This window comes from Micromonospora chersina (assembly GCF_900091475.1).
Classification (GTDB): Bacteria; Actinomycetota; Actinomycetes; order Mycobacteriales; family Micromonosporaceae; genus Micromonospora; species Micromonospora chersina.
Genome location: NZ_FMIB01000002.1, coordinates 1,879,144 through 1,902,172, shown reverse-complemented (window position 1 = coordinate 1,902,172; position 23,029 = coordinate 1,879,144). Strand labels below are relative to the sequence as shown.

Below are 23,029 nucleotides of genomic sequence, written 5' to 3'. Positions count from 1 at the left end.
GTACTAGTACACCCGCTCGGCGGGTCACCCCGGAACGGGCAGCGTACTAGGTCACCGGCAGCGCCTGGACCGCGCTGGACCCTAGCGTCGGTCGCACACCGCGTGGACGGTGTACGCGTGAACTCGGGAGAACACCATGAACGACAGGACCGTGCTCATCTCCGGCGCCGGCGTGGCCGGCCCCGCCCTCGCCTTCTGGCTGCGCCGGCACGGCTTCGCCGTGACCGTGGTGGAACGCGCACCCGGGCTGCGCCCCGGCGGGCAGGCTGTCGACGTGCGGGGGACCGCCCGGGAGGTGGTCGACCGGATGGGCCTGACCGCCCGGATCCGCGCCGAGACCCTCCGGGAGAAGGGCATGGCGTACGTCGACGAGCGGGGCGGGGTGCGCGCCCGGCTGCCGGTGGACGCCTTCGGCGGGGAGGGCATCGTGGCCGACATCGAGATCGAGCGCGGCGACCTGGCCCGGCTGCTGTACGAGGCGACCCGGGACGACGTCGAGTACGTCTTCGACGACTCGATCGAGACGCTGGCGCAGACCGGGGACGGGGTGCGGCTCACCTTCGACCGCTCCGCCCCGCGCACCGTCGACCTGGTGGTCGGGGCGGACGGCTCGCACTCCCGCACCCGGGCCCTCGCGTTCGGCCCCGAGTCGTCGTACGTCCGGCCGCTCGGCGCGTACCTGGCCTACTTCTCCACGCCGCACCGGGACGGGACCGGCTGGTTCCTGCTGCACAACGCGCCCGGCGGCCGGGTGGTCGGCACCCGCCCGACCCGGGACGGCCGCACCGCCGCGCTCTTCAGCTTCCGCTCCCCGGAACTCGACGTGGACCGCCGGGACCGGGCCGCCCAGCAGCGGCTGCTCGCCGAACGCTTCGCCGGCGTCGGCTGGCGCGCCGCCGAACTGCTCGCCGCCGCGCCGGACGCCGGCGACTTCTACTTCGACAGGTACGGCCAGGTGCGGATGGAGCGCTGGAGCGCCGGGCGGGTGGCGCTGCTCGGCGACGCCGCCTGGTGCCCGTCCCCGCTCACCGGGCAGGGCACCAGCCTGGCGCTGGTCGGGGCGTACCTGCTGGCCGGCGAGCTGGCCGCGGCCCGCGGCGACCACACGGTGGCCTTCCGCCGCTACGAGGAGCTGCTGCGGCCGCACGTGACCCGCGGCCAGGAGCTGCCGGGCGGCGGCATCGGCGGCTTCCTGCCGGAGAGCCGGGCCGCGATCCGGATGCGCGACGCGTCGATGCGGGCCATGACCTCCCGCCCGCTGCGCGGGCTGGCCACCCGGCTCTTCTTCAGCAAGGCCGACGGGTTCGACCTGCCGGAGTACGCGACGGCCCGGTGACGGTGCCGCACCACATGTCGACGGCCGCCGATCCGTCCGGTTGCCCACCGACGGGCTCGCCCCCTATGGCGGGCGAGCCCGTGCTCTCCCGGTCGAATGTGTGGAGGATCGACATGGCTCGACTCTGCCGGTGCGCCGTAGGTTTCCTCCACGCGACGGCCCTGTGACCCCGGTCACCGACCTGGCCGCCGCGGGACGGACGTGCGGAGGGTGAGGCGATGGCCGGCCAAGCGATCCTGTCGGCCCGTGGGCTGACCCGGGACTTCCGGGGCTTCCGGGCCGTCGACGGGGTCGACCTCGACGTGGCGCCGGAGACCGTGCACGCCCTGGTGGGGCCGAACGGCGCCGGCAAGACCACGCTGTTCAACCTGCTCACCGGATTCCTGCCGCCCAGCGGCGGCCGGATCGAGCTGGCCGGCCGGGACGTCACCGGCCTGCCCCCGGAGCGGGTCGCCCGGCTGGGCGTGGCCCGCTCCTTCCAGATCACCAGCCTCTTCCCGCAGCTGGGCGCGCGGGAGCACGTCGAGCTGGCCCTCCAGTCGTCGAGCGGCCTGGGCTGGCGGTTCTGGCGCTCCGCGAAGCTGATGCGCCGCTACCGGGACCGGGCCGACGAACTGCTGGCCATGGTCGGCCTCGCCGAGCTGGCCGAGGCCCCGGCCGAGGCCCTCGCGTACGGGCGCAAGCGCGCCCTGGAACTGGCCATCGCGCTCGCCCTCGACCCGAAGGTGCTGCTGCTCGACGAGCCCACCGCCGGGATGGGGCTGGAGGACGTGGACCGCACCGTCGACCTGATCGCCCGGGTCCGCGAGGGCCGGACCGTGGTCATGGTCGAACACAACATGAGCGTGGTGGGCCGGCTCGCCGACACGGTCACCGTCCTCCAGGCCGGCAAGGTCCTGGTCGAGGGGCCGTACGAGCAGGTCCGCGCCGACGAGCGGGTCATCACCGCCTACCTGGGAGCCGCGGATGCTGCGCATTGAGAACCTCTCCGCCTGGTACGGCGAGGCCCAGGTGCTGCGGGAGGTGAGCCTGGAGGTGGCCGCCGGCGAGGTGGTCACCCTGGTCGGGCGCAACGGCGCCGGCAAGTCCACACTGCTGCGGTCGGTGATGGGGTTGCACCCCGGCCAGCGCGGCACTGTCACCTTCGCCGACCGGGACGTCACGAGACTGCCGGCGTACAAGCGGGCGCGGCTCGGGCTCGGCTGGGTCCCCGACGACCGGGGCGCGTACGCCACCCTGACCGTCACCGAGAACCTGACCCTGCCGCCTCGCGTCGGGCCCGACCCGTGGCCGCTCGAGCGGGTGTACGAGGCGTTCCCCGCCCTCTACAGCCGGCGGGACTCGGCGGCCACCATGCTCTCCGGCGGCGAGCAGCAGATGCTCGCCCTGGCTCGGGTGCTGCGGATGGGCGCCCGGCTGCTGCTCTGCGACGAGCCCACCGAGGGCCTGTCACCGCTGCTCGTGCAGCAGGTCGGCGACCTGCTGCGGGAGGCCAAGAAGCACGGCGTGACCGTGCTGCTGGTCGAGCAGAACCTGCACTTCGCCACCGGCGTCGCCGACCGGCACTACCTGCTGGCCGAGGGACGGATCGCGGAGGCGATGGACAACTCCGAGGTGCGCTCGCGGGAGCGCGAGCTGCTGGCGTACCTCGGCATCTGAAACGACGGCTGACCCGCGCGGACCGCGCGGTATGAAGGGATTTCGACATGCGGAAAAGCGTGGGTGTGGCCGCCGCCTCGGCGGCGGTGCTGGTGGTGGCCGGCTGCGGCGGCGGTGGCCCGCAGTCCGGCGGCGACTCGAAGCTGACCGGCGACAAGATCGTGCTGGGCGTCCTCAACGACCAGTCGGGGGCCTACTCGGAGCTGTCCGGGCGGAACTCGGTCAAGGCCGTGGAGATGGCCATCGCCGACTTCAAGGCCAAGTACGGCGACAAGGCGGTCACCAAGAACATCACCGTGGAGACCGCCGACCACCAGAACAAGCCGGACGTGGCCAACAGCAAGGCCCAGGAGATGTACGACCGCAAGGGCGTCGACGCCATCCTCGACGTGCCGACCTCCTCGGCCGCCCTCAAGGTCGCCGACGTGGCCAAGGAGAAGAAGAAGCTCTACTTCAACATCGGCGCGGCGACCACCGACCTGACCGGCAAGAGCTGCAACAAGTACACGTTCCACTACGCGTACGACACCTACATGCTGGCGCACGGCACCGGCACGGTGACCACCGAGCAGGTCGGCAAGAACTGGTACATCCTCTACCCGAACTACGCGTTCGGGCAGGACATGGAGAAGAGCTTCTCCGCCGCCATCACGGCCGCCGGCGGGCAGGTGGTCGGCAAGGACGGCGCGCCGTTCCCGAACACCAGCGGCGACTACTCCTCGTTCCTGCTCAAGGCGCCCACGCTGAACCCGAAGCCGCAGGTGCTCGGCACCATGCAGGCCGGCGCCGAGCTGGTCAACGTGGTCAAGCAGTACAACGAGTTCAAGCTGCGGGACAAGGGCGTCGGGCTGGCCGTCGGCCTCATGTTCATCACCGACATCCACTCGCTGACCCCGGCCGCGCTCGCCGGCACCACCTACACCGACGCCTGGTACTGGAACTTCGACCAGCAGAACCGGGAGTGGGCCGACAAGTTCCAGAAGGAGACCGGCACCCGGCCGTCCTTCGCCCATGCAGCCAACTACTCCGCCGCCATGCAGTACCTGGAGGCCGTGCAGGCCGCCGGCACCGACGACGCGGACACCGTCGTGAAGGGCCTGGAGGGCAAGGAGGTCAACGACCTCTTCCTGCGCAACGGCAAGATCCGCGCCGAGGACCACCGGGTCATCCACGACGCGTACCTCGCCCAGGTGAAGCCGCAGGCCGAGGTGAGCGAGCCCTGGGACTACGTGAAGATCCTCAAGACCATCCCGGCGGCCGAGGCGTTCCGCGCCCCGTCGGCCGACTGCAAGATGTGAGCGCGAGGAGTGAGCCGGTTTTGCGAGCCCCGCAGTCGCGAACGAAAGACGGCACGGTGACGAGCTGATGTCAGGTTTCCTGCAGAACACGTTCAACGGGCTGGTGGGCGGGGCGTTCTACGCCCTGCTCGCCCTCGGGCTCGCGGTCATCTTCGGCATGCTCCGGGTGGTGAACTTCGCCCACGGCGCCTTCTACATGCTCGGCGCCTTCGGGGCGTACGTGCTCCTCGCCGAGGCGGGTGTGCCGTTCTGGGCCGCGTTGGTGATCATGCCGCTGGCGCTGGGCCTGCTCGGCATGGTGCTGGAGCGGGCGGTGATCCACCGGCTGACCCGGCTCGACCCGCTCTACAACTTCCTGCTCACCTTCGGCCTCACGCTGATCCTGCAGGACCTGGTGAAGTCCCGGTACGGCGTGCAGTCCAGCCCGTACGCCACCCCGGCCGAGCTGAGCGGGACTGTCGACTTCGGACTGTTCGACTTCCCCACCTACCGGGTCTTCATCCTCGGCTTCACCGTGCTGCTCTGCGTGGCAGTCTGGTGGGTGCTCGGCCGGACCCGGGTCGGCATGGTGGTCCGGGCCGCCACCGAGCGTCCCGAGCTGACCCGGGCCTTCGGCATCGACGTGGGGAAGTGGGTCACCCCGGTGTTCGGCTTCGGCATCGCCCTGGCCGGGCTGGCCGGGGTGCTCGCCGCCCCGATGCGGGCGGTGAACCCGCTCATGGGCGCCGACCTGATCATCGTGGTCTTCGCGGTCGTGGTGATCGGCGGGCTCGGCTCGATCTTCGGCTCGGTCGCCGCCGGCTTCGGCATCGGCCTCATCCAGGCCTGGGGCGAGGCGTACCTGTCGGACTTCCCGATCGTGTCGCAGACCGTCGTGTTCGTGGTGATGGCCGCGGTGCTGCTCTGGCGTCCGGCCGGCCTGTTCGGCCGTGAGGAGGCACCGGCATGACCAGCGCTGTCGACACCCCCGCCGAGGAGTCGGCCCGGCCCGCCCCGCCGTCCGGGCTGCTCACCGTCGCCCGGGCGCCCGGCTGGGTCCGGTACGCGCTGCTCGCCGCCGGCCTGGTCGTGGCGCTCTGGCTGCCGAACGGGCTCTACCCGGCGGTGGCCGTGGACATTCTGTGCTGGGCGCTGTTCGCCGTCTCGGTGGACCTGCTGCTCGGCTTCACCGGGCTGATGTCCTTCGGGCACGCCGCCTTCTGGGGCACCTCGGCGTACGTGACCGGGTTGGTCGCGATCCACGCCGGCCTGCCCTTCCCGGCGGCCGTGCTGGCCGGCGCGCTGGCCGCGGCGATGCTCGCGCTGCCGATCGGCTACCTGGCGGTCAAGCGCACCGGCATCTACTTCGCCATGGTCACCCTGGCCTTCGCGCAGATGGTCTACTACGTGGCCAACGAGTGGCGGTCGGTCACCCAGGGCGAGAACGGCCTCCAGGGCGTGCCGCGCTCCTTCTTCGGGGTCGACCTCACCGACGACTACTACTTCTACTACGCGATCCTGCCGATCGTGCTGCTCGGCCTGCTCGCCGCCTGGCGGATCGTGCACTCGCCGTTCGGCCGGGTGCTGGTCGGCATCCGGGACAACCCGGCCCGGGCCCGCGCGCTGGGCTACCCGGTGCACCGCTACAAGCTGACCGCGTTCGTCCTCTCCGGCTTCCTGGCCGGGCTGGGCGGCGGGCTCTTCGCGGTCGGCCACCGGTTCGTCTCGCTGGACGTGCTGCACTGGACCACCTCCGGCAAGGCGGTCATCGTGGTGGTGCTCGGCGGTATCGGCACCCTCTGGGGCGGCGTGCTCGGGGCGGCCCTGGTGGTCCGTCTGGAGGACTGGCTGTCGTTCTCCGGCTTCGAGGCCATCGGCCTGGTCACCGGCGGCATCTTCGTCCTCGTGGTGCTGCTGTTCCGGCGGGGCATCTGGGGCACTGTCGCCCACCTGCTCCGGCGCCGGGGAGCGGCCCGCCGCGGTTAGTTCTCACCCGGCTGCCCGGGGCCACCTGGCCCCGGGCAGCCGACACCTTTCCTCCGGCGGGCGCATCCGCGACGCGCCGTCCCGACGAACCCCCGGGTAGTGGACTGCTACCCGGGGGTACGTCTGGTGCTGACCCAACCGATGCCGGCCGACGCCGTCGAGCCGGCCCGCAAGCAGCTCCGCGCCGCCGCCGAGGACCTGGACGACCAGCGGGTCGCGGCGTTGGTGCTGGACCTGGCCGCCGAGGCCGGGGTCGTGGCGGCCTGGGAGCAGGTCTGCCTGCCGCTGCTGGCCACGCTGCGCGGAGACGGCGCGGCCGAGATCGCCGTCGAGCACGCCCTCGCCGAGGGCATCCGGGTCGGCCTGGACGTGTTCCGCCGGGAGCCGGGCCGGCCGCTGCCCGCCGACGGCGTGCTGCTCGCCGGCGCCGAACAGGAGACGCACTGCCTCGGGCTGCACGCGCTCGCCGCGGCGCTGCGCGAGAGGGGTCGGGGGTCCCTGCACCTCGGACCGGCGCTGCCGTGGACGGCGCTGGCCGGCGCGGTGGCCCGGGTCCGCCCGCGCGTCGTGGTGGTCTGGTCGCAGAGCCCGGCCACCGGCCGCGCCCACCGCCTGGTCCGCCTCCGGAAGGACTTTCCTGGGGTACGCCTGCACGCCGCCGGTCCGGGCTGGATCGAGCCCCTGGCGCCGCTCCCGGCCCGCCTCACCTCGCTGGCCGAGGCGACCGCCGCCTGCCTGGCCGGACCGGCCGCGTGACCTGGAACACAAACGATACGATCCGGTTCCGTATCGAAACACTCTCACATAGGCTCGGCAGCGTTACGAGTCTGTCCCGTATCGTATTTGACGCGGGTGAGTCGGGGGGAGAACCCGAGTGGAACCGCACGAGAACACTGGACACCCGAGGAGGTGGGCGATCCTGGGGGTGCTGGTGATCAGCCTCCTCGTGGTCGTCCTCGACAACACGATCCTCAACGTCGCCCTGCGTACCCTCGCCGACCCGGTGCACGGCCTCGGGGCCAGCCAGGGCGAGCTGGAGTGGGCGATCAACTCCTACACCCTGGTCTTCGCCGGGCTGCTGTTCACCTTCGGCGTCCTCGGCGACCGCCTCGGTCGCAAGCGCTTCCTGATGGTCGGCCTGGCGCTGTTCGGGCTGGCCTCGCTGCTCTCCGCGTACGCCCAGGACCCGGGCCAGCTGATCGCCACCCGCGCCCTGATGGGCGTCGGCGGCGCGGCCATCATGCCGGTGACCCTGTCGATCATCTCGAACGTGTTCGACCCCCGGGAACGGGCCAAGGCGATCGGCATCTGGGCCGGCGCGGTCGGTCTGGCCGTGGCCATCGGCCCGGTGCTCGGCGGCGCCCTGCTGGAGCACTACTGGTGGGGTTCGGTCTTCCTGATCAACGTGCCGGTCGTGGTGCTCGGCGTGGTGCTCGTGGCCGCCCTCGTCCCGGAGTCCCGCGACCCCCGGCCCGGCCGGGTGGACGTGCTCGGCGTGCTGCTCTCCGTGGTCGGCCTGGTCGCCCTCACGTACGGCATCATCGACGGCGGCGAGCACGGCTTCGACCGGCCGCGGGTGTGGCTGGCGATCGTCGGCGGCCTCGCGGTGCTCGGCTGGTTCGTCGCCCACGAGCTGCGCAGCGACCACCCGTCGCTGGACGTCCGGCTGTTCCGGGTGCCCCGGTTCGCCGCCCCGGTGGCGCTGGTCGGCCTGGTCTTCTTCGCCGCCATGGGCGTCATGTTCTTCGGCGCCTTCTACCTCCAGCTGGTCCGCGGCTACAGCCCGCTGGAGAGCGGCCTGCTCTTCCTGCCGTTCGCGGCCGCCCAGCTGATCTTCGCGCCGCGCAGCGCCGCCATGGTGCGCCGCTACGGCGGCCGGGCGGTCGCCGGGGTCGGGCTGCTGCTCACCGCCGCCGCGCTCGGCGCGTTCGTGCTCATCGACGCGGACACCCCGATCTGGATCTTCTCGGCGCTGGGCTTCGTGCAGGGCGCCGGGATGGCCAACATCATGCCGCCGGCCACCGAGTCGATCATGTCGGCGCTGCCCCGCGAGAAGGCCGGCGTGGGCTCGGCCGTGAGCAACACCGTCCGCCAGGTCGCCGGCGCGCTCGGCGTGGCGGTGCTCGGTTCGGTGCTCTCCGCCGTCTACCGCAACGACGTGGCCACGGCCGTGTCCGGCCTGCCCGGCCCGGTCCGCGACGCGGCCCAGGAGTCGATCTCCGGGGCGTACGCGGTCGCCGGCCGGCTCGGGGCCGGCGCTCCCCGGCTCATCGACGCGGCGAACACCTCGTTCGTCTCGGCGATGCACTGGGCGGCCGGGGTGTCCGCGCTGGTGGCACTCCTCGGCTTCGTCATCGTGCTGCGCTGGATGCCCGGCCGCCCGGTGATCGAGACCGACGCCCGGCCGGCCACCGAGCGGGAGTTGGCCGGGACCGCGTAGGTTCGGCGACAATGTCTGACATGACCTCTACGGCTGATGCTCCGCGGTCGCCCGGGCGACCGCGGAGCGTCCGCGCGGACGAAGCGATCATCGAGGCCACCCTCGACCTGCTGGCCGAGGGCAGCACCATCGAGGCGCTCTCCATCGAGGCGATCGCCGCCCGCGCCGGAGTTGGCAAGGCCACCATCTACCGCCGCTGGTCCGGCAAGGACGCGCTGCTCATGGACGCACTGCGCCGGCTCAAGGGGGTGCCGCCCCAGCCCGCCGGGCACTCCGTCCGCGACGACCTGGTGCTGCTCGTCGGCGCGGTCGGCCACAACGTCGACCCGCGGGCCGCCCGGATCATGCCGTGCCTGGTGCCCGAGGTGAACCGCAGCCCGGACCACTTCCAGCTCTACCAGAACATCATCGAGCCGCGGCGGAAGCTGATGCGCGAGGTGCTGCGCCGCGGGGTGGACAGCGGGGAACTCCGCGCCGACCTCGACATCGAGCTGGCCATGGCGCTGCTCAGCGGGCCCATGCTGATCCAGCGGGTGCTGCGCTGGCACCCCGAGCTGGACGAGCGCATCCTCCCCGAGCGGGTCGTGGACAGCGTCCTCGAAGGCCTGCGCGCCCGCTGAACCGCGGGCGGGTCAGGCCGCCGGGGTGCGCAGCCGGTGCAGCCGCAGGGCGAGCTGCACCTCCAGGGCGCGCTCCGGCTTCTGCCAGTCCGCGCCGAGCAGCTGCCCGACCCGCTCCAGCCGCTGGGTCACCGTGTTGACGTGCACGTGCAGCAGCTCCGCCGCCCGAGCCAGGCTGCCACCCACCCCGAAGTACGCCTCCAGGGTCTTCACCAGCGCGGTGCCCCGCCGGGCGTCGTAGTCGACCACCGGCCCGACGGTGGCGGTGAGGAAACGGGCCACGTCCCGGTCGCCCGAGTCCCCGACCGCGCCCAGCAGCAGCCCCACGAAGCCCAGCTCGGCAGTGCTCGCCCCCTGCCCGGCCCGGCCCAGCGCGCCCAGCGCCGTCAGGCACCGCTCCGCCTCGGCGAAGGTGACGGCCAGCGAGGCCGGGCCCGTGGACGGCCCGCTCGAACCGGCGGTCACCGGCCGGCCGGTCACCCGGGACAGGTCCCGGGCCACCGCCCGGGCCGCGCCGCCCGCGTCCTGGCCGGGCAGCATGAGCACCACCCGCCCGTCGCGCGCCGCCGCCAGCCCGCCCCGCGTCGAGGCGTACGTGGTGGCCCAGGAGAGCACCCGCTGCCGGGCCGAGCCGGTGGCGGCGATCGCGTCGTCGCCGACCGCCACGAGCACGTGCGGGGCGTCCAGGTCCACGCCGAGCCGCCGCGCCCGGCTGCGCAGCGCGTCGGTGTCCCGCAGCGGCCGGGCGATCAGGTCGTCCAGCAGCTCGCCCCGGACCCGCCCCTCCGCCTCCGCCACCGTGCGGCGGAACAGCAGCAGCAGCGCGGTCACCAGCGCGGCCCGCTCCAGGATCCGCTGGTCGGCGTCGACCAGCTCGCCGTCCGGGCGCAGCACCAGCGCGCCCAGGTTCTCCGCGCCGGCCACCACGGCGGCGTACCACAGCGGACCCCGGCGCACGCTGCGCCCCTCGGTGCGGGACGCGGCCACCGCCTCCACGATGTCCGCCCGGTCCGGCTCCTCGATCTCGCCCACCCGGGCCAGCCGCCGCCCCTCGGCGTCCAGCGCCAGCAGCGCCCCGCCGAGCACCTCGGTGACCGCCGCCGCCACGTCCTCCATCCCGCCGCCGCGTACCACGAGGGCGGTCATCCGGTCGTGGGCGGCGGCGGCCCGCTCCACCGAGCTGCTGTGCGCCCGGATCGTGCTGTTCGCCGTCGACAGCTCCTCCAGCGCCGACCGGGTCTCGGCCAGCAGCCGGGCGGTGTCGATGGCCACGGCGGCGTGCGCGGCCAGGGAGACCAGCAGCGACACCTCCTCGCGGGCGAACGGCCGGGCCGACCGGTTGGCCGCGTACAGCACGCCGATGACGCTCGACCCGAGCCGCAGCGGGACGCCCAGGATGGCCACCAGGCCCTCCTCGCCCACCCCGCCGTCGATCTCCCCGGTGTGCTTGAAGCGGTCGTCCTCCTGGTAGTTCGAGGTGACGTACGGGGTGCCGGTCTGCGCCACCAGGCCACCCAGGCCGTCGCCCATCTCCAGCCGCAGCCGCTGGAACCGCGCCGAGATCGAGCCGTCGGTGACCCTCATGTACGTGTCGCCGCGCTCGTCGTCGTTGAGCGTCATGTACGCCACGTCGGTGCCGAGCAGGATCCGCGCCCGGTGCACGATCGCCCGCAGCACGTCGTCCAGGTCGCGCAGCCCGGCCAGGTCGCTGGCCGTGTCGTACAGGCCGGAGAGCTCGGTCTCCCGGCGGCGCCGCCGCTCCAGCAGCGCGCGGACCCGCAACGCCACCAGCTTCGCCTGCTCCAGCTCGGCGAGGCGCTCGGCGGGCAGGCCGGCGGCGCGGGCGGCGACCAGCGGGCCCTCGAACTCGACCGGGGCGGCCTCCCGCGCCAGCAGCTCCAGGAACTCGACCGGCGACGACATGACCGACATTGTGCGCGAGGCCACTAGTTGGCCGTCCAGCCCCCGTCGAGGGCGATCGACGCGCCGGTGATGAACGCGGCGGGCGGCGAGCACAGGTACGCCACCAGCTCCGCCACCTCCTCCGGCTCGATCAGCCGCTTGATCGCCGCCCGGGCCAGCATGATCTTCTCCACCACCTCGTCCTCGCCGATGCCGTGACTGGCCGCCTGGTCGGCGATCTGGCTCTCCACCAGCGCGGTCCGCACGTACGCCGGGTTGATGCAGTTGGCCGTCACCCCGTGCGCGGCGCCCTCCAGCGCCACCACCTTCGACAGGCCCTCCAGCGCGTGCTTCGCCGAGACGTACGCCGCTTTGTACGGCGAGGCGCGCAACCCGTGCACCGACGAGATGTTGACGATCCGGCCCCACCCGTTCGCGTACATCCGGGGCAGCGCCCGGCGGATCAGCAGGAACGGCGCCTCCACCATCACCCGCTGGATGTACTCGAAGCGCTCGACGGGGAAGTCCTGTACCGGCGCCACGTGCTGGAGGCCGGCGTTGTTGACGACGATGTCCACGTCGACGTCGAGCCGGTCCACCGCCGCGGAGTCGGCCAGGTCGACGCCCTCCGCCCGGCCCCCCGCCTCCGCCGCGACCGCCTTGGCCGCCTCCACGTTGCGGTCCACCACCAGCACCGCCGCGCCGGCCGCCGCCAGCCGCAGGGCACAGGCCCGTCCGATGCCGCTGCCACCACCGGTCACCAGCGCGGCGCGACCGGAGAGGTCGACGTTCACGACGTGGGGGACCGCCACGGGTTCTGCCGTCATGGCGCAAGAAGTTACGAGCTGTGTGGCCAGCGGCACATGGGGCGGCGACACATACTCGACCGCTTCAGTGTGTGGCGCCCGCCGCCTCGCGCGGGGCCGGGCCGCCGCCGCGTGTCAGGGGGCCGTGCGACGGTGGCCCGGGTCGGTCCGGCGCGGAACGGAGGCGTGGATGGCGGGCGGGACGACGTCCTTCGAGGTGACACTGGTGCGCTGGTCCGGCGCCGGTGGCTGGGTGTTCGCCCCGGTCCCGGCGGAGCACGCGCCGGAGGCGGCCGGCCCGTTCGGCCGGGTGCCGGTGACCGCCACCGTCGACGGCCGCACCTGGTCGACGAGCGTCTGGCGGGACCGGCGGGCCGGCTGGCTGCTGCCCGTCCCGGCCCGCATCCGCGCCGGCAAGGACCACGGCGACCCGGTCACCGTCGCGGTCGAGGTCGACCCGACGCGGCGCTGACCGCACGGCTGGGCGTGTCCCGCCCGGCGGCCGTCCGACCGCACCAGTAGGGTGTCGAACACACGTACTGCTGGCGGCTGGGGGAGGAGGCGGCGTGCGCGTGCTGGGCGTCGACCCGGGGCTGACCCGGTGCGGGGTCGGCGTGGTCGAGGGCGTGCCGGGCCGCCCCTGCACCCTCGTCGCCTACTACGTCGTCTACACCGACCCCGCCGACGAGCTGCCGCTGCGCCTGCTGCACCTGGACCGCTCCCTCACCGACCTGGTCGCCGAGCACCGGCCCGACGCCGTGGCCGTCGAACGGGTGTTCAGCCAGCACAACGTCCGCACCGTGATGGGCACCGCCCAGGCCAGCGGGATCGCCGTGCTCGCCGGGGCCCGGGCCGGGCTGCCCGTGCAGACCTACACCCCGAGCGAGGTGAAGGCGGCGGTGACCGGTTCCGGCCAGGCCGACAAGGCGCAGATGACCGCCATGGTCACCCGGCTGCTGCGGCTGCCCGAGCCGCCCCGCCCGGCCGACGCCGCCGACGCCCTGGCGCTGGCCATCTGCCACGTCTGGCGCGGCGGCACCCGATCCAAGCTGGCCGCCGCGGCGGAGCGGGCACGACGAGGAGGAGCGCGATGATCGCCAGCGTGCGCGGCACGGTGACCGCGACCGGTCCGGACCACGCCGTGGTGGAGGTGGGCGGCATCGGCCTGGCCGTGCAGTGCGCCCCCGGCACCCTCGCCGAGCTGCGCGTCGGCCAGCCCGCCCGGCTGGCCACCAGCCTGGTGGTCCGGGAGGACTCGCTCACCCTCTACGGCTTCGCCGACGACGACGCCAAGCAGCTCTTCGAGCTGCTCCAGACCGCCAGCGGGGTCGGCCCGCGGCTGGCCCAGGCGGTGCTCGCCGTGCACACCCCCGACGCCGTCCGCAAGGCCATCGCCAACGCCGACACCGCCGCGCTGACCCGGGTGCCCGGCATCGGCAAGAAGGGCGCCGAGCGGCTCGTCCTCGAACTGCGCGACCGGATCGGCCCGGTGCCGATCGGCGCCGACGGCGCGGCCGGGGTCACCGCCGGCGCCTGGCCCGAGCAGGTCCGCCAGGCCCTCGTCGGGCTCGGCTGGACCGCCGCCCAGGCCGAGCAGGCGGTGGCCGCCGTCGCCGAGACGGTCGACGGCGAGACCCCGCCCGTGCCGGTCCTGCTCAAGCAGGCCATCCGCCTCCTGGGCCGCACCCGATGAGCAACGACAACCTCGTCTCGGCGTACGTCAGCGACGCGGAACGGGACGCGGAGGCCAGCGTCCGGCCCAAGCGGCTGGAGGAGTTCATCGCCCAGCACCGGGTCCGCGACCAGCTCGATCTGTTGCTCAAGGGTGCGATGCGGCGCGGCTCCCCGCCCGACCACATTCTTTTGTCAGGGCCGCCTGGCCTCGGTAAGACCACCCTGGCCAACATCGTCGCCGCCGAACTGGGCTCGGGGATCCGGGTGACCAGCGGGCCGGCCATCGAGCGCTCCGGCGACCTGGCCGCCATCCTGACCAGCCTCGCCGAGGGCGACGTGCTCTTCATCGACGAGATCCACCGGATCGCCAAGCCGGCCGAGGAACTGCTCTACAGCGCCATGGAGGACTTCCGGGTCGACGTGGTGGTCGGCAAGGGCCCCGGGGCGACCGCCATCCCGCTCGACGTCGAGCCGTTCACCCTGGTCGGCGCGACCACCCGCTCCGGCCTGCTCACCGGGCCCATGCGGGACCGGTTCGGCTTCGTGGCCCACCTCGACTTCTACTCCCCGGCCGACCTGGAGACGCTGCTGCACCGGTCCGCCCGGATCCTCGGCGTGCCGATCACCCCCGACGGCGCGGCGGAGATCGCCGGGCGGTCCCGGGGCACCCCCCGGATCGCCAACCGGCTGCTGCGCCGCGTGCGCGACTTCGCCGAGGTCCGCGCCGAAGGGGTGGTCAACCTGGAGACCGCCCGGGCCGCCCTCACCGTCTACGACGTCGACGCGCTCGGCCTGGACCGGCTGGACCGGGCGGTGCTCACCGCGCTTGTCGACTCCTTCCGGGGCGGCCCCGTCGGCCTCTCCACCCTCGCCGTGGCGGTGGGGGAGCAGCCGGACACGGTCGAGGAGGTGTGCGAGCCCTTCCTGGTCCGGGCCGGGCTCCTGGCCCGTACGCCGCGCGGCCGGGTCGCCACGGCGGCCGCCTGGCATCATCTGGGGCGTACGCCGCCGAATGGTACATTTGGCGCGGATGCCCCTTCGGCGCCCGATCTGTTCTCGGCGCAGCCCGATCAGCCGTGATCCGAACGTGATCTGTGCCGCATTCGGTCTTCTCAGGTGCAGGGATTAGACTTCGCCGCGGTTTGACAGGACGTGAGAATCCGCCTCCGCTGTGGTGCCCTCCGGGGCGGCGCGGAGGCCAATGGGAAGGTCGACAACCGTGCTTTACGCAGCAGCGAGTGGCGGGGGAGCCGGCGGTCTGACGCCGATCCTCATGATCGCTCTGCTCTTCGGCGTCATGTACTTCATGATGATCCGCCCCCAGCAGAAGCGTCGCCGTGAGGCCGAGCAGATGCAGTCCGCGCTCGGCGTGGGCGACGAGGTGGTCACCATCGGCGGTCTCTACGGCACGGTGACCGGGGTCGAGGACGAGACGGTCCTGCTCGAGGTCGCCCCGGGCGTGCAGACCCGGTACGCGCGTCCCGCCATCGCCCGCGTGGTGAAGCGCGTCGAGGCGCCGGAGGCCGAGACGATCACCGAGGAAGCCGAGCCGGTCAAGGAGTGACCACGGCCCCGGACGGGGCAGCGGATTCACTCATACAAGTGGATAGTTGGGTCGGCGTTCGACGCCGGCACGCGAGAAACCCCGCGCGACGCCGCCGCGTCGTGCGCCGGGGAGGCGTGCCGTCCGGCGGCGCCGTCCCGCCGGAGCAGTCGGGCGGACACCCCCGGCCCGACAATCTCGCCGCTGCCGAAGCGGCGCGACCGTACAGGGAGACAGGACAGCCGTGGCACCACCTCAGGGACAGATGCGCCCCGGACGGCAGCTCGCCGTGCTCGGGTTCATCTTCGTCGTCCTCTATCTTTTGGTGTTCTTCTCGGGCGGCGCCAGCGGTGGCTGGAAGGATCGGCTGGAGCCCCGGCTCGGCCTGGACCTCATCGGTGGCACCCGGCTGACGCTCGAGGCCACCAACAGCGTGGACGGCAAGCCCCCGACCTCCGCCAACCTCGAAGAGGCGCGGCAGATCATCGAGAACCGGGTCAACGCCTACGGCGTGGCCGAGGCCGAGGTGGTCACCGAGGGCAACCGGAACATCGTCATCTCCCTGCCCGGTCAGAACCGGGACCTGACGAACGTCGGTGAGGCCGCCGAGCTGCGCTTCCGCAAGGTGCTCAAGGCCACCGACGGCAGCGGCGCCGCCGCCGCGCCGGCCCCGACGGCCAGCGCCACCCCGGCCCCGTCGGGCAGCGCCACCCCGGCCCCGTCCGGCAGCGCGAGCCCGCAGCCGTCCGGCAGCGCCGCGCCCAAGGCCACCGCGTCGCCGAGCGCCGGCGGTCAGGGCGGCATGGCGCCGACGCCGAGCGCCAGCGCCGCCGCGCCGACCCCGTCGGCCACGCCGAGCGCCGCCGCGCCGAGCCCGAGCGCCAGCGCCGAGCCGGTGCCGCAGAGCATCGAGCAGCAGCGCAAGGCCATCGAGCAGAAGGTGGGCGCCGCGGCCTGGGCCGCCGCCTCCGGCCTCCAGGCGCCGGCCGACCTCACGGCCGACCCGTCGCTGGCCGACAAGCTCAAGCCGTTCGGCACGCTCTCCCCGCAGGAGGTCGCGGTGCTGCCGGTCGGGATCCAGTTCAACGTCCCGACCATCACCTGCCAGCAGCTCGACAACCGGCCGGCGGCCTCGATCAAGGACGAGAACCAGCAGGCCGTGGCCTGCGAGTCCGGCGCCAAGTACCTGCTCGACAAGGCCAAGGTGCTCGGCACCGACGTCGACGACGCCAACGCCGTGCTCGACCAGACCAGCTCCTGGGTGGTCAGCCTGAACTTCACCGGCAAGGGCCAGGAGAAGTGGACCGCGCTCACCCGCGAGGCGTTCAACAACGAGGGTCAGGCCTGCGACCAGACCGCGCTCGGCCAGGACGGCAAGTGCCGGGTCGCCGTGGTGCTGGACAACGAGATCGTCTCGTCCCCGGAGATCCAGGGCGTGCTGACCGGTGACTCGCAGATCACCGGCAGCTTCGACAACAAGACCGCCAACGCGCTGGCCAGCCAGCTGCGCTACGGCGCCCTGCCGGTGACCTTCGAGCCGCAGGAGCAGCAGAACGTCACCGCGACGCTGGGCGACAGCCACCTCAAGGCGGGTCTGCTCGCGGCCGGCATCGGCATGCTGCTGGTCATCATCTACTCGTTCTTCTACTACCGGCTGCTCGGCTCGGTCATCTTCCTGAGCCTGGTGCTCTCGGCGCTGCTGGTCTTCGGCGCGCTGGTCGTGCTCGGCCGGTCGATCGGGTTCACCCTCACGCTCGCCGGCATCGCCGGCATGATCGTCTCACTCGGTGTGGCGGCGGACTCGTTCGTCATCTACTTCGAGCGGCTCAAGGACGAGATCCGCGAGGGGCGCAGCCCGCGCAGCGCGGTGCCGCGTGCGTGGGTCCGCGCCCGCCGGACGATCATCTCGGCGAACGCCATCACCCTGATGTCGGCCGTGGTGCTCTACATCGTCTCGGTCGGCGCGGTGAAGGGCTTCGCCTTCGCGCTCGGCCTGGCGACCGTCCTCGACCTGGTCGTCGTGTTCCTCTTCCGTCACCCGATCATGACGATGTTCGCCCGCACCCGGGCGTTCCTGTCCCCGCGGGTCAGCGGCCTCGGCCGGGCCCTGCCGGCCCGGTCGGCCGAGTCGGGCGCCGCCCGCAACCCGCGCGTCAAGGAGGCCTGAGATGGCTAAGAGTGGTCTGGCGTCCCGGCTCTACCGGGGCGAGGCCGATCTCAACATCGTCGGCCGGCGCAAGCTGTGGTTCGCCGTCGCCGGTGTGCTGGTGCTGATCGCCGTGCTGAGCTTCGCGGTCCGGGGTTTCAGCCTCGGCATCGAGTTCGCGGGCGGCAACTCGTTCCAGGTGCCGGCCAGCGTCGGCACCCTGGAGCAGGCCGAGGCGAAGGTCGACGCCGCGCTCGCCGCCAAGGGCGGCGGCGCCGAGGTGGTCACCGCGCAGAAGGTCGGCAGCACCAGCGGTGAGTACTACGAGCTGCGCACCGGGCAGCTCACCGCGGAGCAGGCCAACGAGGTCAAGACCGAGATGGCGCAGTCGTTCGGCATCCAGGCCGACCAGATCAGCGGCAGCCAGGTCTCCGAGGCGTGGGGCAGTCAGGTCACGTCCCGCGCCCTGCTCGGTCTGCTGATCTTCGTCGCGGTGGTGGCGATCTACCTGATCCTCCGCTTCGAGTGGCGGATGGCTGCCGCCGCGATCGCGTCGCTGTTCACCAACCTGGTGCTCACGGCCGGCATCTACTCGCTGGTCGGCTTCGAGGTCACCCCGTCGACGATCATCGGCTTCCTCACCATCCTGGGCTTCGCGCTCTACGACGTGGTGGTGGTCTTCGACAAGGTCCAGGAGAACACCCGGGGCATCACCGCCAACAACAACCACACCTACGGCGAGGCGGCCAACCTGGCGCTGAACCAGAGCCTCATGCGGTCGCTGAACACCTCGGTGGTCGCCCTGCTCCCGGTCGGCGGTCTGCTCTTCATCGGTGCCGGCCTGCTCGGCGCGGGCACCCTGAAGGACCTGGGTCTGGTGCTCTTCGTCGGTATGGCGGTCGCCTTCCTGACCTCGATCCTGCTGGCCACCCCGCTGCTGGTGCTGCTGAAGAACCAGGACCCGCGGATCAGCGCCCACAACAAGCGGGTGCTGGCCCGCCGGGGCGCCATCGCCCGCGGCGAGGTCACCCCGAAGGGCGCCCCGCGGTCCGCGGCGGCCACCGCCGAGGAGACCATCGACCCCGAGGCGGCCGCCCTGGCCGGCGCCGCCCCGAAGGTCGGCGCCCGGCCGGCCGCCAAGCGCCCCAGCGGCGCCCGGGGCGGGCGTCCCGCCGGCGGCGGGGGCAACCGGCCCGGTGGCGGGAAGCGCCGCTGACCCACACCCGGTAGAGATCGACCGGACGGCGTCCGCCATGCTGTGAAAGCGGCATGACGGACGCCGCCGTCGTTCGAGAGGACATGGGACGCACCGTGACGGAGACCCACACCACCGGGGTACGGGGAGACAGCGGCCCGGAGGTCGCCCGACTGGTCGCCAGCCGGGTGCTGGACGTGCCGGACTTCCCGAAGCCCGGCGTCATGTTCAAGGACCTGATGCCGCTGTTCGCCGACGGCGCGGCCTTCCGTGAGGTGATCGACGGGATCATCGCGTACCACGGGCGGGACTCGTTCGACGCGGTGGTGGGCATCGAGGCGCGCGGGTTCGTGCTCGCCGCGGCCGTCGCGTACGCCACCGGGGTGGGCGTGGTGCCGGTGCGCAAGGCCGGCAAGCTGCCCCGGGCCACCCACTCGGCGTCGTACGCCCTCGAATACGGCGAGGCGACGCTGGAGGTGCACCAGGACGCCTTCACGGCCGGCCACCGGGTCCTCGTCCTGGACGACGTGCTCGCCACCGGCGGCACCGCCGAGGCCACCCTCGACCTGGTGGAGCGGGCCGGCGGCACGGTGGCCGGCTTCACCGTGCTCATGGAACTCGGCTTCCTCAAGGGGCGCGAGCGACTCGCCCCGCGTCCGGTCCATGCCCTGCTGACCGTTTGACCCACCGGCCCGTCGGGCCGACCCGGCGCGGTCCGTCCGGCGGAGCGGCGGCGTACCCTGCGTACGGGTAGCATTGCCCTTTGCTTGACCGGGCGGGTGACCGTCCGGCGGTTTGACCGGGTGGGAGACCGCTCGGCGGCCTGACCGGGCGGGTGACCGTCCGGCGGTTTGACCGGGTGGGAGACCGCTCGGCGGCCTGACCGGGCGGGTGACCGTCCGGCGGTGCGGGGCCGCCGGGGCCGCGAGGCCCCCGGTGACCGGCGCGGAACAACTCCGGCCCCTCGGCCGGTTGGACAGGATGTCGGCCGGACGGCCGGCGCATCCCGGCGAGCGGTGAGGAGGCCGGTGTCCCACGATGTCGTCCCTCCGGTGGAGGGCACGGTGCACCCGACAGGCGACGCGGACGGCTCGGTGACCGAGCGGAGCGGCGGCAACCCGCCGGCCCGGGTGACCGGCACCGACGGGCAGGCGGACGGCGGCGCGGTCGTGGTGCCGTTCCCGACCGACGCCGGGGCGGACCCCTCGCCCGCCGGCGGCTTCGCCCTCTCCAACGCGCCGACCGGCCGGAGGGTGCGCGCCCGGCTGGCCCGGTTCAACGCGCCCTGGCAGACCTCGCAGGTCAGCGAGGTGCTGGAGCCGCTGATCGCCACCCACCGCGAGAACCACCCCAAGGCCGACGCCCGGCTGCTCCAGCGCGCCTTCGACACGGCCGCGCGGTGGCACTCGGGTCAGTACCGCAAGTCCGGTGACCCCTACATCACCCACCCGCTCGCGGTGGCGACCATCCTGGCGAACCTGGGCATGGACACCACCACGCTCGTCGCGGCGCTGCTGCACGACACGATCGAGGACACGGAATACACCCTCGACCAGATGCGCGCCGACTTCGGCGGCGAGGTGGCCCTGCTGGTCGACGGCGTCACCAAGCTCGACAAGGTCAAGCTGGGTGACGCGGCCAAGGCGGAGACGATCCGCAAGATGGTCGTGGCCATGGCCAAGGACCCGCGCGTCCTGGTGATCAAGCTGGCCGATCGGCTGCACAACATGCGTACCCTGACCTTCCTGCCCCGCCCCAAGCAGGAGCAGAAGGCCAAGGAGACCCTGGAGATCCTCGCCCCGCTGGCCCACCGCCTCGGTATGAACACCATCAAGTGGGAGCTGGAGGACCTCGCCTTCGGCACCCTGTTCCCGAAGCGGTTCGAGGAGATCAACCGGCTGATCGGCGAGCACCAGCCGCAGCGTGAGGCGCTGCTGCGCCAGGTGACCCAGAAGGTGTCCACCGACCTGAAGGCCGCCAAGATCAAGGCGGAGACCACCGGCCGGCCGAAGCACCTCTACTCGATCTACCAGAAGATGATCGTGCGGGGGCGCGACTTCAACGACATCTACGACCTGGTCGGGGTGCGGATCCTGGTCGACACGGTGCGGGACTGCTACGCGGCGCTGGGCGTCATCCACGCCAACTGGCAGCCGGTGCCGGGCCGGTTCAAGGACTACATCGCCATGCCCAAGTTCAACATGTACCAGTCGTTGCACACGACGGTCATCGGGCCCACCGGCAAGCCGGTGGAGATGCAGATCCGCACCTACGCGATGCACCGCACCGCCGAGTTCGGCATCGCCGCGCACTGGAAGTACAAGGAGCACAAGGGCACCCCGGTGGTCGGCCCGCCGGCGCACATCGACGAGATGACCTGGCTGCGCCAGCTGCTGGACTGGCAGCGCGAGGCGGCCGACCCGAGCGAGTTCCTCGACGCGCTGCGGTTCGACCTGTCCAGCCAGGAGGTGTACGTCTTCACCCCGAAGGGCGACGTCATCCCGTTGCCGACCGGGTCGACGCCGGTGGACTTCGCGTACGCGGTGCACACCGAGGTCGGGCACAAGTGCATCGGCGCCCGGGTCAACGGCAAGCTGGTGCCGCTGGAGTCGACGCTCTCCAACGGCGACGTGATCGAGATCTTCACCTCGAAGTCCGACACGGCCGGCCCCACGCAGGACTGGCTGGGCTTCGTCAAGAGCCCGCGCGCCCGCACCAAGATCCGCCAGTACTTCAACAAGGAGCGGCGGGAGGAGGCGATCGAGGCCGGCAAGGACTCGATCGTCAAGGCGATGCGCAAGCAGGGCATGCCGCTGCAGCGGATGCTCACCTCGGACGCGCTCATGGCGATCGCCCGGGACCTGCACCTGGCCGACGTGGCCTCGCTCTACGCGGCGGTCGGCGACAGCCAGGTCTCCGCGCAGTCGGTGGTGCAGAAGCTGATGGCCGCGTACGGCGGCGAGGAGGGCGCGGCGGAGGACATCGCCGAGACCGCCGTCGCCACCCGGCCGCCGCGCAGCCGGCAGAGCAGCGCCGACCCGGGCGTGGTGGTCCGGGGGGTCAGCGACGTCTGGATCAAGCTGGCCCGCTGCTGCACCCCGGTGCCGCCGGACGCGGTGTTCGGCTTCGTCACCCGCTCCGGCGGGGTGAGCGTCCACCGGGACGACTGCGCCAACGCCGAGGACCTGCGGGCGCAGAGCGAGCGGGTGGTCGAGGTGAGCTGGAAGCTGACCTCCGCCTCGACCTTCCTGGTCGCCATCCAGGTGGAGGCCCTCGACCGGCACAAGCTCCTCGCGGACGTCACCCGGGTGCTCTCCGACGAGCGGGTCAACATCCTCTCCGCGACCGTCACCACCACCCGGGACCGGGTGGCGGTGAGCCGGTTCAGCTTCGAGATGGCCGACCCGAAGCACCTGGGGCACCTGCTGGCCGCGGTCCGCAAGGTCGACGGCGTCTTCGACGCCTACCGGGTCACCTCGGGCGCCTGAGCCGGCCCCCGGAACAACGGAAAGCGCCCGCCGGCGGTCAGCCGGCGGGCGCTTTCGCGTCGTACGGGCGGCTCAGCCGCCCTGGATGTCGCTCATGCTGAGCTTGTTGACGACGATCTCCTTCTTCGGGTGACCGCCACCGGCCTGCTGGGCGAAGGCGCCGTCGTCACCGGCCGCGGCGACCTGCTTCACCACGTCCATGCCGCCGGTGATCGTGCCCAGCACGGTGTAGTTCGGGTCGAGCTGGGAGTCGCCGTACACGATGAAGAACTGGCTGCCGGTGCTGCCCTGCTGGCCGGAGTTGGCCATGGCGATGACGCCCTCCGGGTAGGGGGGCCGCTTGTCGGTGGGCAGGTTCTCCTCGGCCAGGTTGTAGCTCGGGCCGCCGGTGCCGTCGGTCTCCCGCCAGCCCTTGCCGGTCGCACTCGGGTCACCGCACTGGAGCACCTTGATGCCCTCGGTGACGAGCCGGTGGCACTTGGTGTTGTCGAAGAAGCCCTTGCTGGCCAGGTGGGTGAAGCTGCCCGCGGTGCAGGGCACCTTCCCGCGGTCGATCTTGGCGGTGATCGGGCCCAGGTTGGTGTCGATCGTCATGGTCTGGGTGCCCGTGTTGGCCTGCTGGGCCGTGGGCAGCCCGACGTCCTTGATCTGCTTCGAGCGCCCCTCCTTGGGGACCTCGGTGAACGCGCACTGGGAGAACCCGTCGCCGCCGCCGGCGGTGTTCTGCTTCTCGTCGTCACCGCCGAGCGAGGTGGCGAGCCAGACGGTCCCGGCCACGACGAGCACCAGCACCGCCGCGGCGCCGACGATGGCCTGGGTCTGCCGGCGCTTGCGGGCCTTGGCGGCGCGCTCGGCCATCTCCCGCTCGAGGCGGGCCCGCGCCGCCGCGCGCTGCCGCTCTCTCGTGGACGTCACGGTCACTCCTCACATGCTTCTCGGGTACGGCGGTGCTCGCCG

The 23,029-nt window shown here is 72.7% G+C and carries 21 protein-coding genes; 18 read left to right on the top strand and 3 right to left on the bottom strand.

Annotation, left to right across the window (positions count from 1 at the left end; all coding sequences use genetic code 11):
- Positions 1-136 precede the first annotated feature (136 nt).
- The 9 genes from GA0070603_RS08765 (at position 137) to GA0070603_RS08725 (ending at position 9,318) form a co-directional block, all read left to right on the top strand.
- Positions 137-1,336 (top strand): FAD-dependent monooxygenase, encoded by a 1,200-nt coding sequence (locus GA0070603_RS08765; RefSeq protein WP_091309918.1) that lies wholly within the window; start codon positions 137-139, stop codon positions 1,334-1,336.
- 218 nt (positions 1,337-1,554) lie between these two features.
- A complete protein-coding gene (locus tag GA0070603_RS08760) occupies positions 1,555-2,316 on the top strand; it encodes an ABC transporter ATP-binding protein (RefSeq protein WP_091309914.1) in 762 nt (253 codons plus the stop codon).
- Positions 2,303-2,995: an ABC transporter ATP-binding protein gene (locus tag GA0070603_RS08755; protein WP_091309910.1), complete on the top strand. Its 693-nt coding sequence runs from the start codon at positions 2,303-2,305 to the stop codon at positions 2,993-2,995. Before GA0070603_RS08760 ends, GA0070603_RS08755 begins: the two co-directional genes overlap by 14 nt.
- Positions 2,996-3,042: 47 nt before the next feature.
- The gene (locus tag GA0070603_RS08750; RefSeq protein ID WP_091309906.1) at positions 3,043-4,293 is read left to right on the top strand and encodes an ABC transporter substrate-binding protein; all 1,251 of its coding nucleotides are present in this window, start codon (positions 3,043-3,045) and stop codon (positions 4,291-4,293) included.
- Positions 4,294-4,360: 67 nt separating this feature from the next.
- Positions 4,361-5,242 (top strand): branched-chain amino acid ABC transporter permease, encoded by an 882-nt coding sequence (locus GA0070603_RS08745; protein WP_091309901.1) that lies wholly within the window; start codon positions 4,361-4,363, stop codon positions 5,240-5,242.
- The gene (locus tag GA0070603_RS08740; protein ID WP_091309898.1) at positions 5,239-6,258 is read left to right on the top strand and encodes a branched-chain amino acid ABC transporter permease; all 1,020 of its coding nucleotides are present in this window, start codon (positions 5,239-5,241) and stop codon (positions 6,256-6,258) included. The genes GA0070603_RS08745 and GA0070603_RS08740 overlap by 4 nt, the downstream gene beginning before the upstream one ends.
- A gap of 126 nt (positions 6,259-6,384) precedes the next feature.
- The gene (locus tag GA0070603_RS08735) at positions 6,385-7,014 is read left to right on the top strand and encodes a transcriptional regulator (RefSeq protein WP_244282462.1); all 630 of its coding nucleotides are present in this window, start codon (positions 6,385-6,387) and stop codon (positions 7,012-7,014) included.
- A 118-nt stretch (positions 7,015-7,132) separates the two neighbouring features.
- Positions 7,133-8,698 carry an MFS transporter gene (locus tag GA0070603_RS08730; protein ID WP_091309895.1) on the top strand — a complete coding sequence of 522 codons (1,566 nt, stop codon included), beginning with the start codon at positions 7,133-7,135 and terminating at the stop codon, positions 8,696-8,698.
- A gap of 11 nt (positions 8,699-8,709) precedes the next feature.
- On the top strand, positions 8,710-9,318 hold the full coding sequence (locus tag GA0070603_RS08725; protein WP_091309891.1) for a TetR/AcrR family transcriptional regulator: 609 nt from the start codon (positions 8,710-8,712) through the stop codon (positions 9,316-9,318).
- A 12-nt stretch (positions 9,319-9,330) separates the two neighbouring features.
- Here GA0070603_RS08725 and GA0070603_RS08720 read toward each other — a convergent pair whose 3' ends face one another.
- On the bottom strand, positions 9,331-11,250 hold the full coding sequence (locus tag GA0070603_RS08720; RefSeq protein ID WP_091309887.1) for a helix-turn-helix domain-containing protein: 1,920 nt from the start codon (positions 11,248-11,250) through the stop codon (positions 9,331-9,333).
- Positions 11,251-11,264: 14 nt separating this feature from the next.
- Entirely contained in the window at positions 11,265-12,047 is a 783-nt protein-coding gene (locus GA0070603_RS08715; RefSeq protein WP_091309884.1) for a 3-hydroxybutyrate dehydrogenase, read from the bottom strand.
- 169 nt (positions 12,048-12,216) lie between these two features.
- Between GA0070603_RS08715 and GA0070603_RS31460 the strand changes: the two genes are divergently transcribed.
- The 9 genes from GA0070603_RS31460 (at position 12,217) to GA0070603_RS08670 (ending at position 22,072) form a co-directional block, all read left to right on the top strand.
- Complete coding sequence (locus GA0070603_RS31460) at positions 12,217-12,498, top strand: DUF1905 domain-containing protein (protein ID WP_167544522.1); 282 nt, start codon at positions 12,217-12,219, stop codon at positions 12,496-12,498.
- Between the two features lie 94 nt (positions 12,499-12,592).
- Positions 12,593-13,120, top strand: a complete 528-nt coding sequence (gene ruvC, locus GA0070603_RS08705; protein ID WP_091309877.1) for a crossover junction endodeoxyribonuclease RuvC — start codon at positions 12,593-12,595, stop codon at positions 13,118-13,120.
- Positions 13,117-13,719 carry a Holliday junction branch migration protein RuvA gene (ruvA, locus tag GA0070603_RS08700; RefSeq protein ID WP_091309873.1) on the top strand — a complete coding sequence of 201 codons (603 nt, stop codon included), beginning with the start codon at positions 13,117-13,119 and terminating at the stop codon, positions 13,717-13,719. Before ruvC ends, ruvA begins: the two co-directional genes overlap by 4 nt.
- Positions 13,716-14,780, top strand: a complete 1,065-nt coding sequence (gene ruvB, locus GA0070603_RS08695; protein ID WP_091309870.1) for a Holliday junction branch migration DNA helicase RuvB — start codon at positions 13,716-13,718, stop codon at positions 14,778-14,780. Before ruvA ends, ruvB begins: the two co-directional genes overlap by 4 nt.
- A 139-nt stretch (positions 14,781-14,919) precedes the next feature.
- Complete coding sequence (gene yajC, locus GA0070603_RS08690) at positions 14,920-15,264, top strand: preprotein translocase subunit YajC (protein WP_187399590.1); 345 nt, start codon at positions 14,920-14,922, stop codon at positions 15,262-15,264.
- 223 nt (positions 15,265-15,487) lie between these two features.
- Positions 15,488-17,410 (top strand): protein translocase subunit SecD, encoded by a 1,923-nt coding sequence (gene secD, locus GA0070603_RS08685; protein ID WP_208862841.1) that lies wholly within the window; start codon positions 15,488-15,490, stop codon positions 17,408-17,410.
- A gap of 1 nt (position 17,411) precedes the next feature.
- The gene (gene secF / locus GA0070603_RS08680; protein WP_091309863.1) at positions 17,412-18,605 is read left to right on the top strand and encodes a protein translocase subunit SecF; all 1,194 of its coding nucleotides are present in this window, start codon (positions 17,412-17,414) and stop codon (positions 18,603-18,605) included.
- A gap of 95 nt (positions 18,606-18,700) precedes the next feature.
- The gene (locus GA0070603_RS08675; RefSeq protein ID WP_091321705.1) at positions 18,701-19,267 is read left to right on the top strand and encodes an adenine phosphoribosyltransferase; all 567 of its coding nucleotides are present in this window, start codon (positions 18,701-18,703) and stop codon (positions 19,265-19,267) included.
- Positions 19,268-19,612: 345 nt separating this feature from the next.
- Positions 19,613-22,072 carry a RelA/SpoT family protein gene (locus GA0070603_RS08670; protein ID WP_091309860.1) on the top strand — a complete coding sequence of 820 codons (2,460 nt, stop codon included), beginning with the start codon at positions 19,613-19,615 and terminating at the stop codon, positions 22,070-22,072.
- Positions 22,073-22,144: 72 nt separating this feature from the next.
- On the opposite strand, the gene GA0070603_RS08665 is transcribed toward GA0070603_RS08670, so the two are convergent.
- On the bottom strand, positions 22,145-22,987 hold the full coding sequence (locus tag GA0070603_RS08665; protein ID WP_091321703.1) for a peptidylprolyl isomerase: 843 nt from the start codon (positions 22,985-22,987) through the stop codon (positions 22,145-22,147).
- Between the last annotated feature and the right edge of the window lie 42 nt (positions 22,988-23,029).

What these genes read in the sequence shown, in the direction of transcription:
- GA0070603_RS08765 (WP_091309918.1), top strand. Translation starts at nt 137, where the DNA reads ATGAACGACAGGACCGTGCTCATCTCCGGCGCCGGCGTGGCCGGCCCC.
- GA0070603_RS08760 (WP_091309914.1), top strand. Translation starts at nt 1,555, where the DNA reads ATGGCCGGCCAAGCGATCCTGTCGGCCCGTGGGCTGACCCGGGACTTC.
- GA0070603_RS08755 (WP_091309910.1), top strand. Translation starts at nt 2,303, where the DNA reads ATGCTGCGCATTGAGAACCTCTCCGCCTGGTACGGCGAGGCCCAGGTG.
- GA0070603_RS08750 (WP_091309906.1), top strand. Translation starts at nt 3,043, where the DNA reads ATGCGGAAAAGCGTGGGTGTGGCCGCCGCCTCGGCGGCGGTGCTGGTG.
- GA0070603_RS08745 (WP_091309901.1), top strand. Translation starts at nt 4,361, where the DNA reads ATGTCAGGTTTCCTGCAGAACACGTTCAACGGGCTGGTGGGCGGGGCG.
- GA0070603_RS08740 (WP_091309898.1), top strand. Translation starts at nt 5,239, where the DNA reads ATGACCAGCGCTGTCGACACCCCCGCCGAGGAGTCGGCCCGGCCCGCC.
- GA0070603_RS08725 (WP_091309891.1), top strand. Translation starts at nt 8,710, where the DNA reads ATGTCTGACATGACCTCTACGGCTGATGCTCCGCGGTCGCCCGGGCGA.
- GA0070603_RS08720 (WP_091309887.1), bottom strand. Translation starts at nt 11,250, where the DNA reads ATGTCGGTCATGTCGTCGCCGGTCGAGTTCCTGGAGCTGCTGGCGCGG.
- GA0070603_RS08715 (WP_091309884.1), bottom strand. Translation starts at nt 12,047, where the DNA reads ATGACGGCAGAACCCGTGGCGGTCCCCCACGTCGTGAACGTCGACCTC.
- GA0070603_RS31460 (WP_167544522.1), top strand. Translation starts at nt 12,217, where the DNA reads ATGGCGGGCGGGACGACGTCCTTCGAGGTGACACTGGTGCGCTGGTCC.
- ruvA (WP_091309873.1), top strand. Translation starts at nt 13,117, where the DNA reads ATGATCGCCAGCGTGCGCGGCACGGTGACCGCGACCGGTCCGGACCAC.
- ruvB (WP_091309870.1), top strand. Translation starts at nt 13,716, where the DNA reads ATGAGCAACGACAACCTCGTCTCGGCGTACGTCAGCGACGCGGAACGG.
- secF (WP_091309863.1), top strand. Translation starts at nt 17,412, where the DNA reads ATGGCTAAGAGTGGTCTGGCGTCCCGGCTCTACCGGGGCGAGGCCGAT.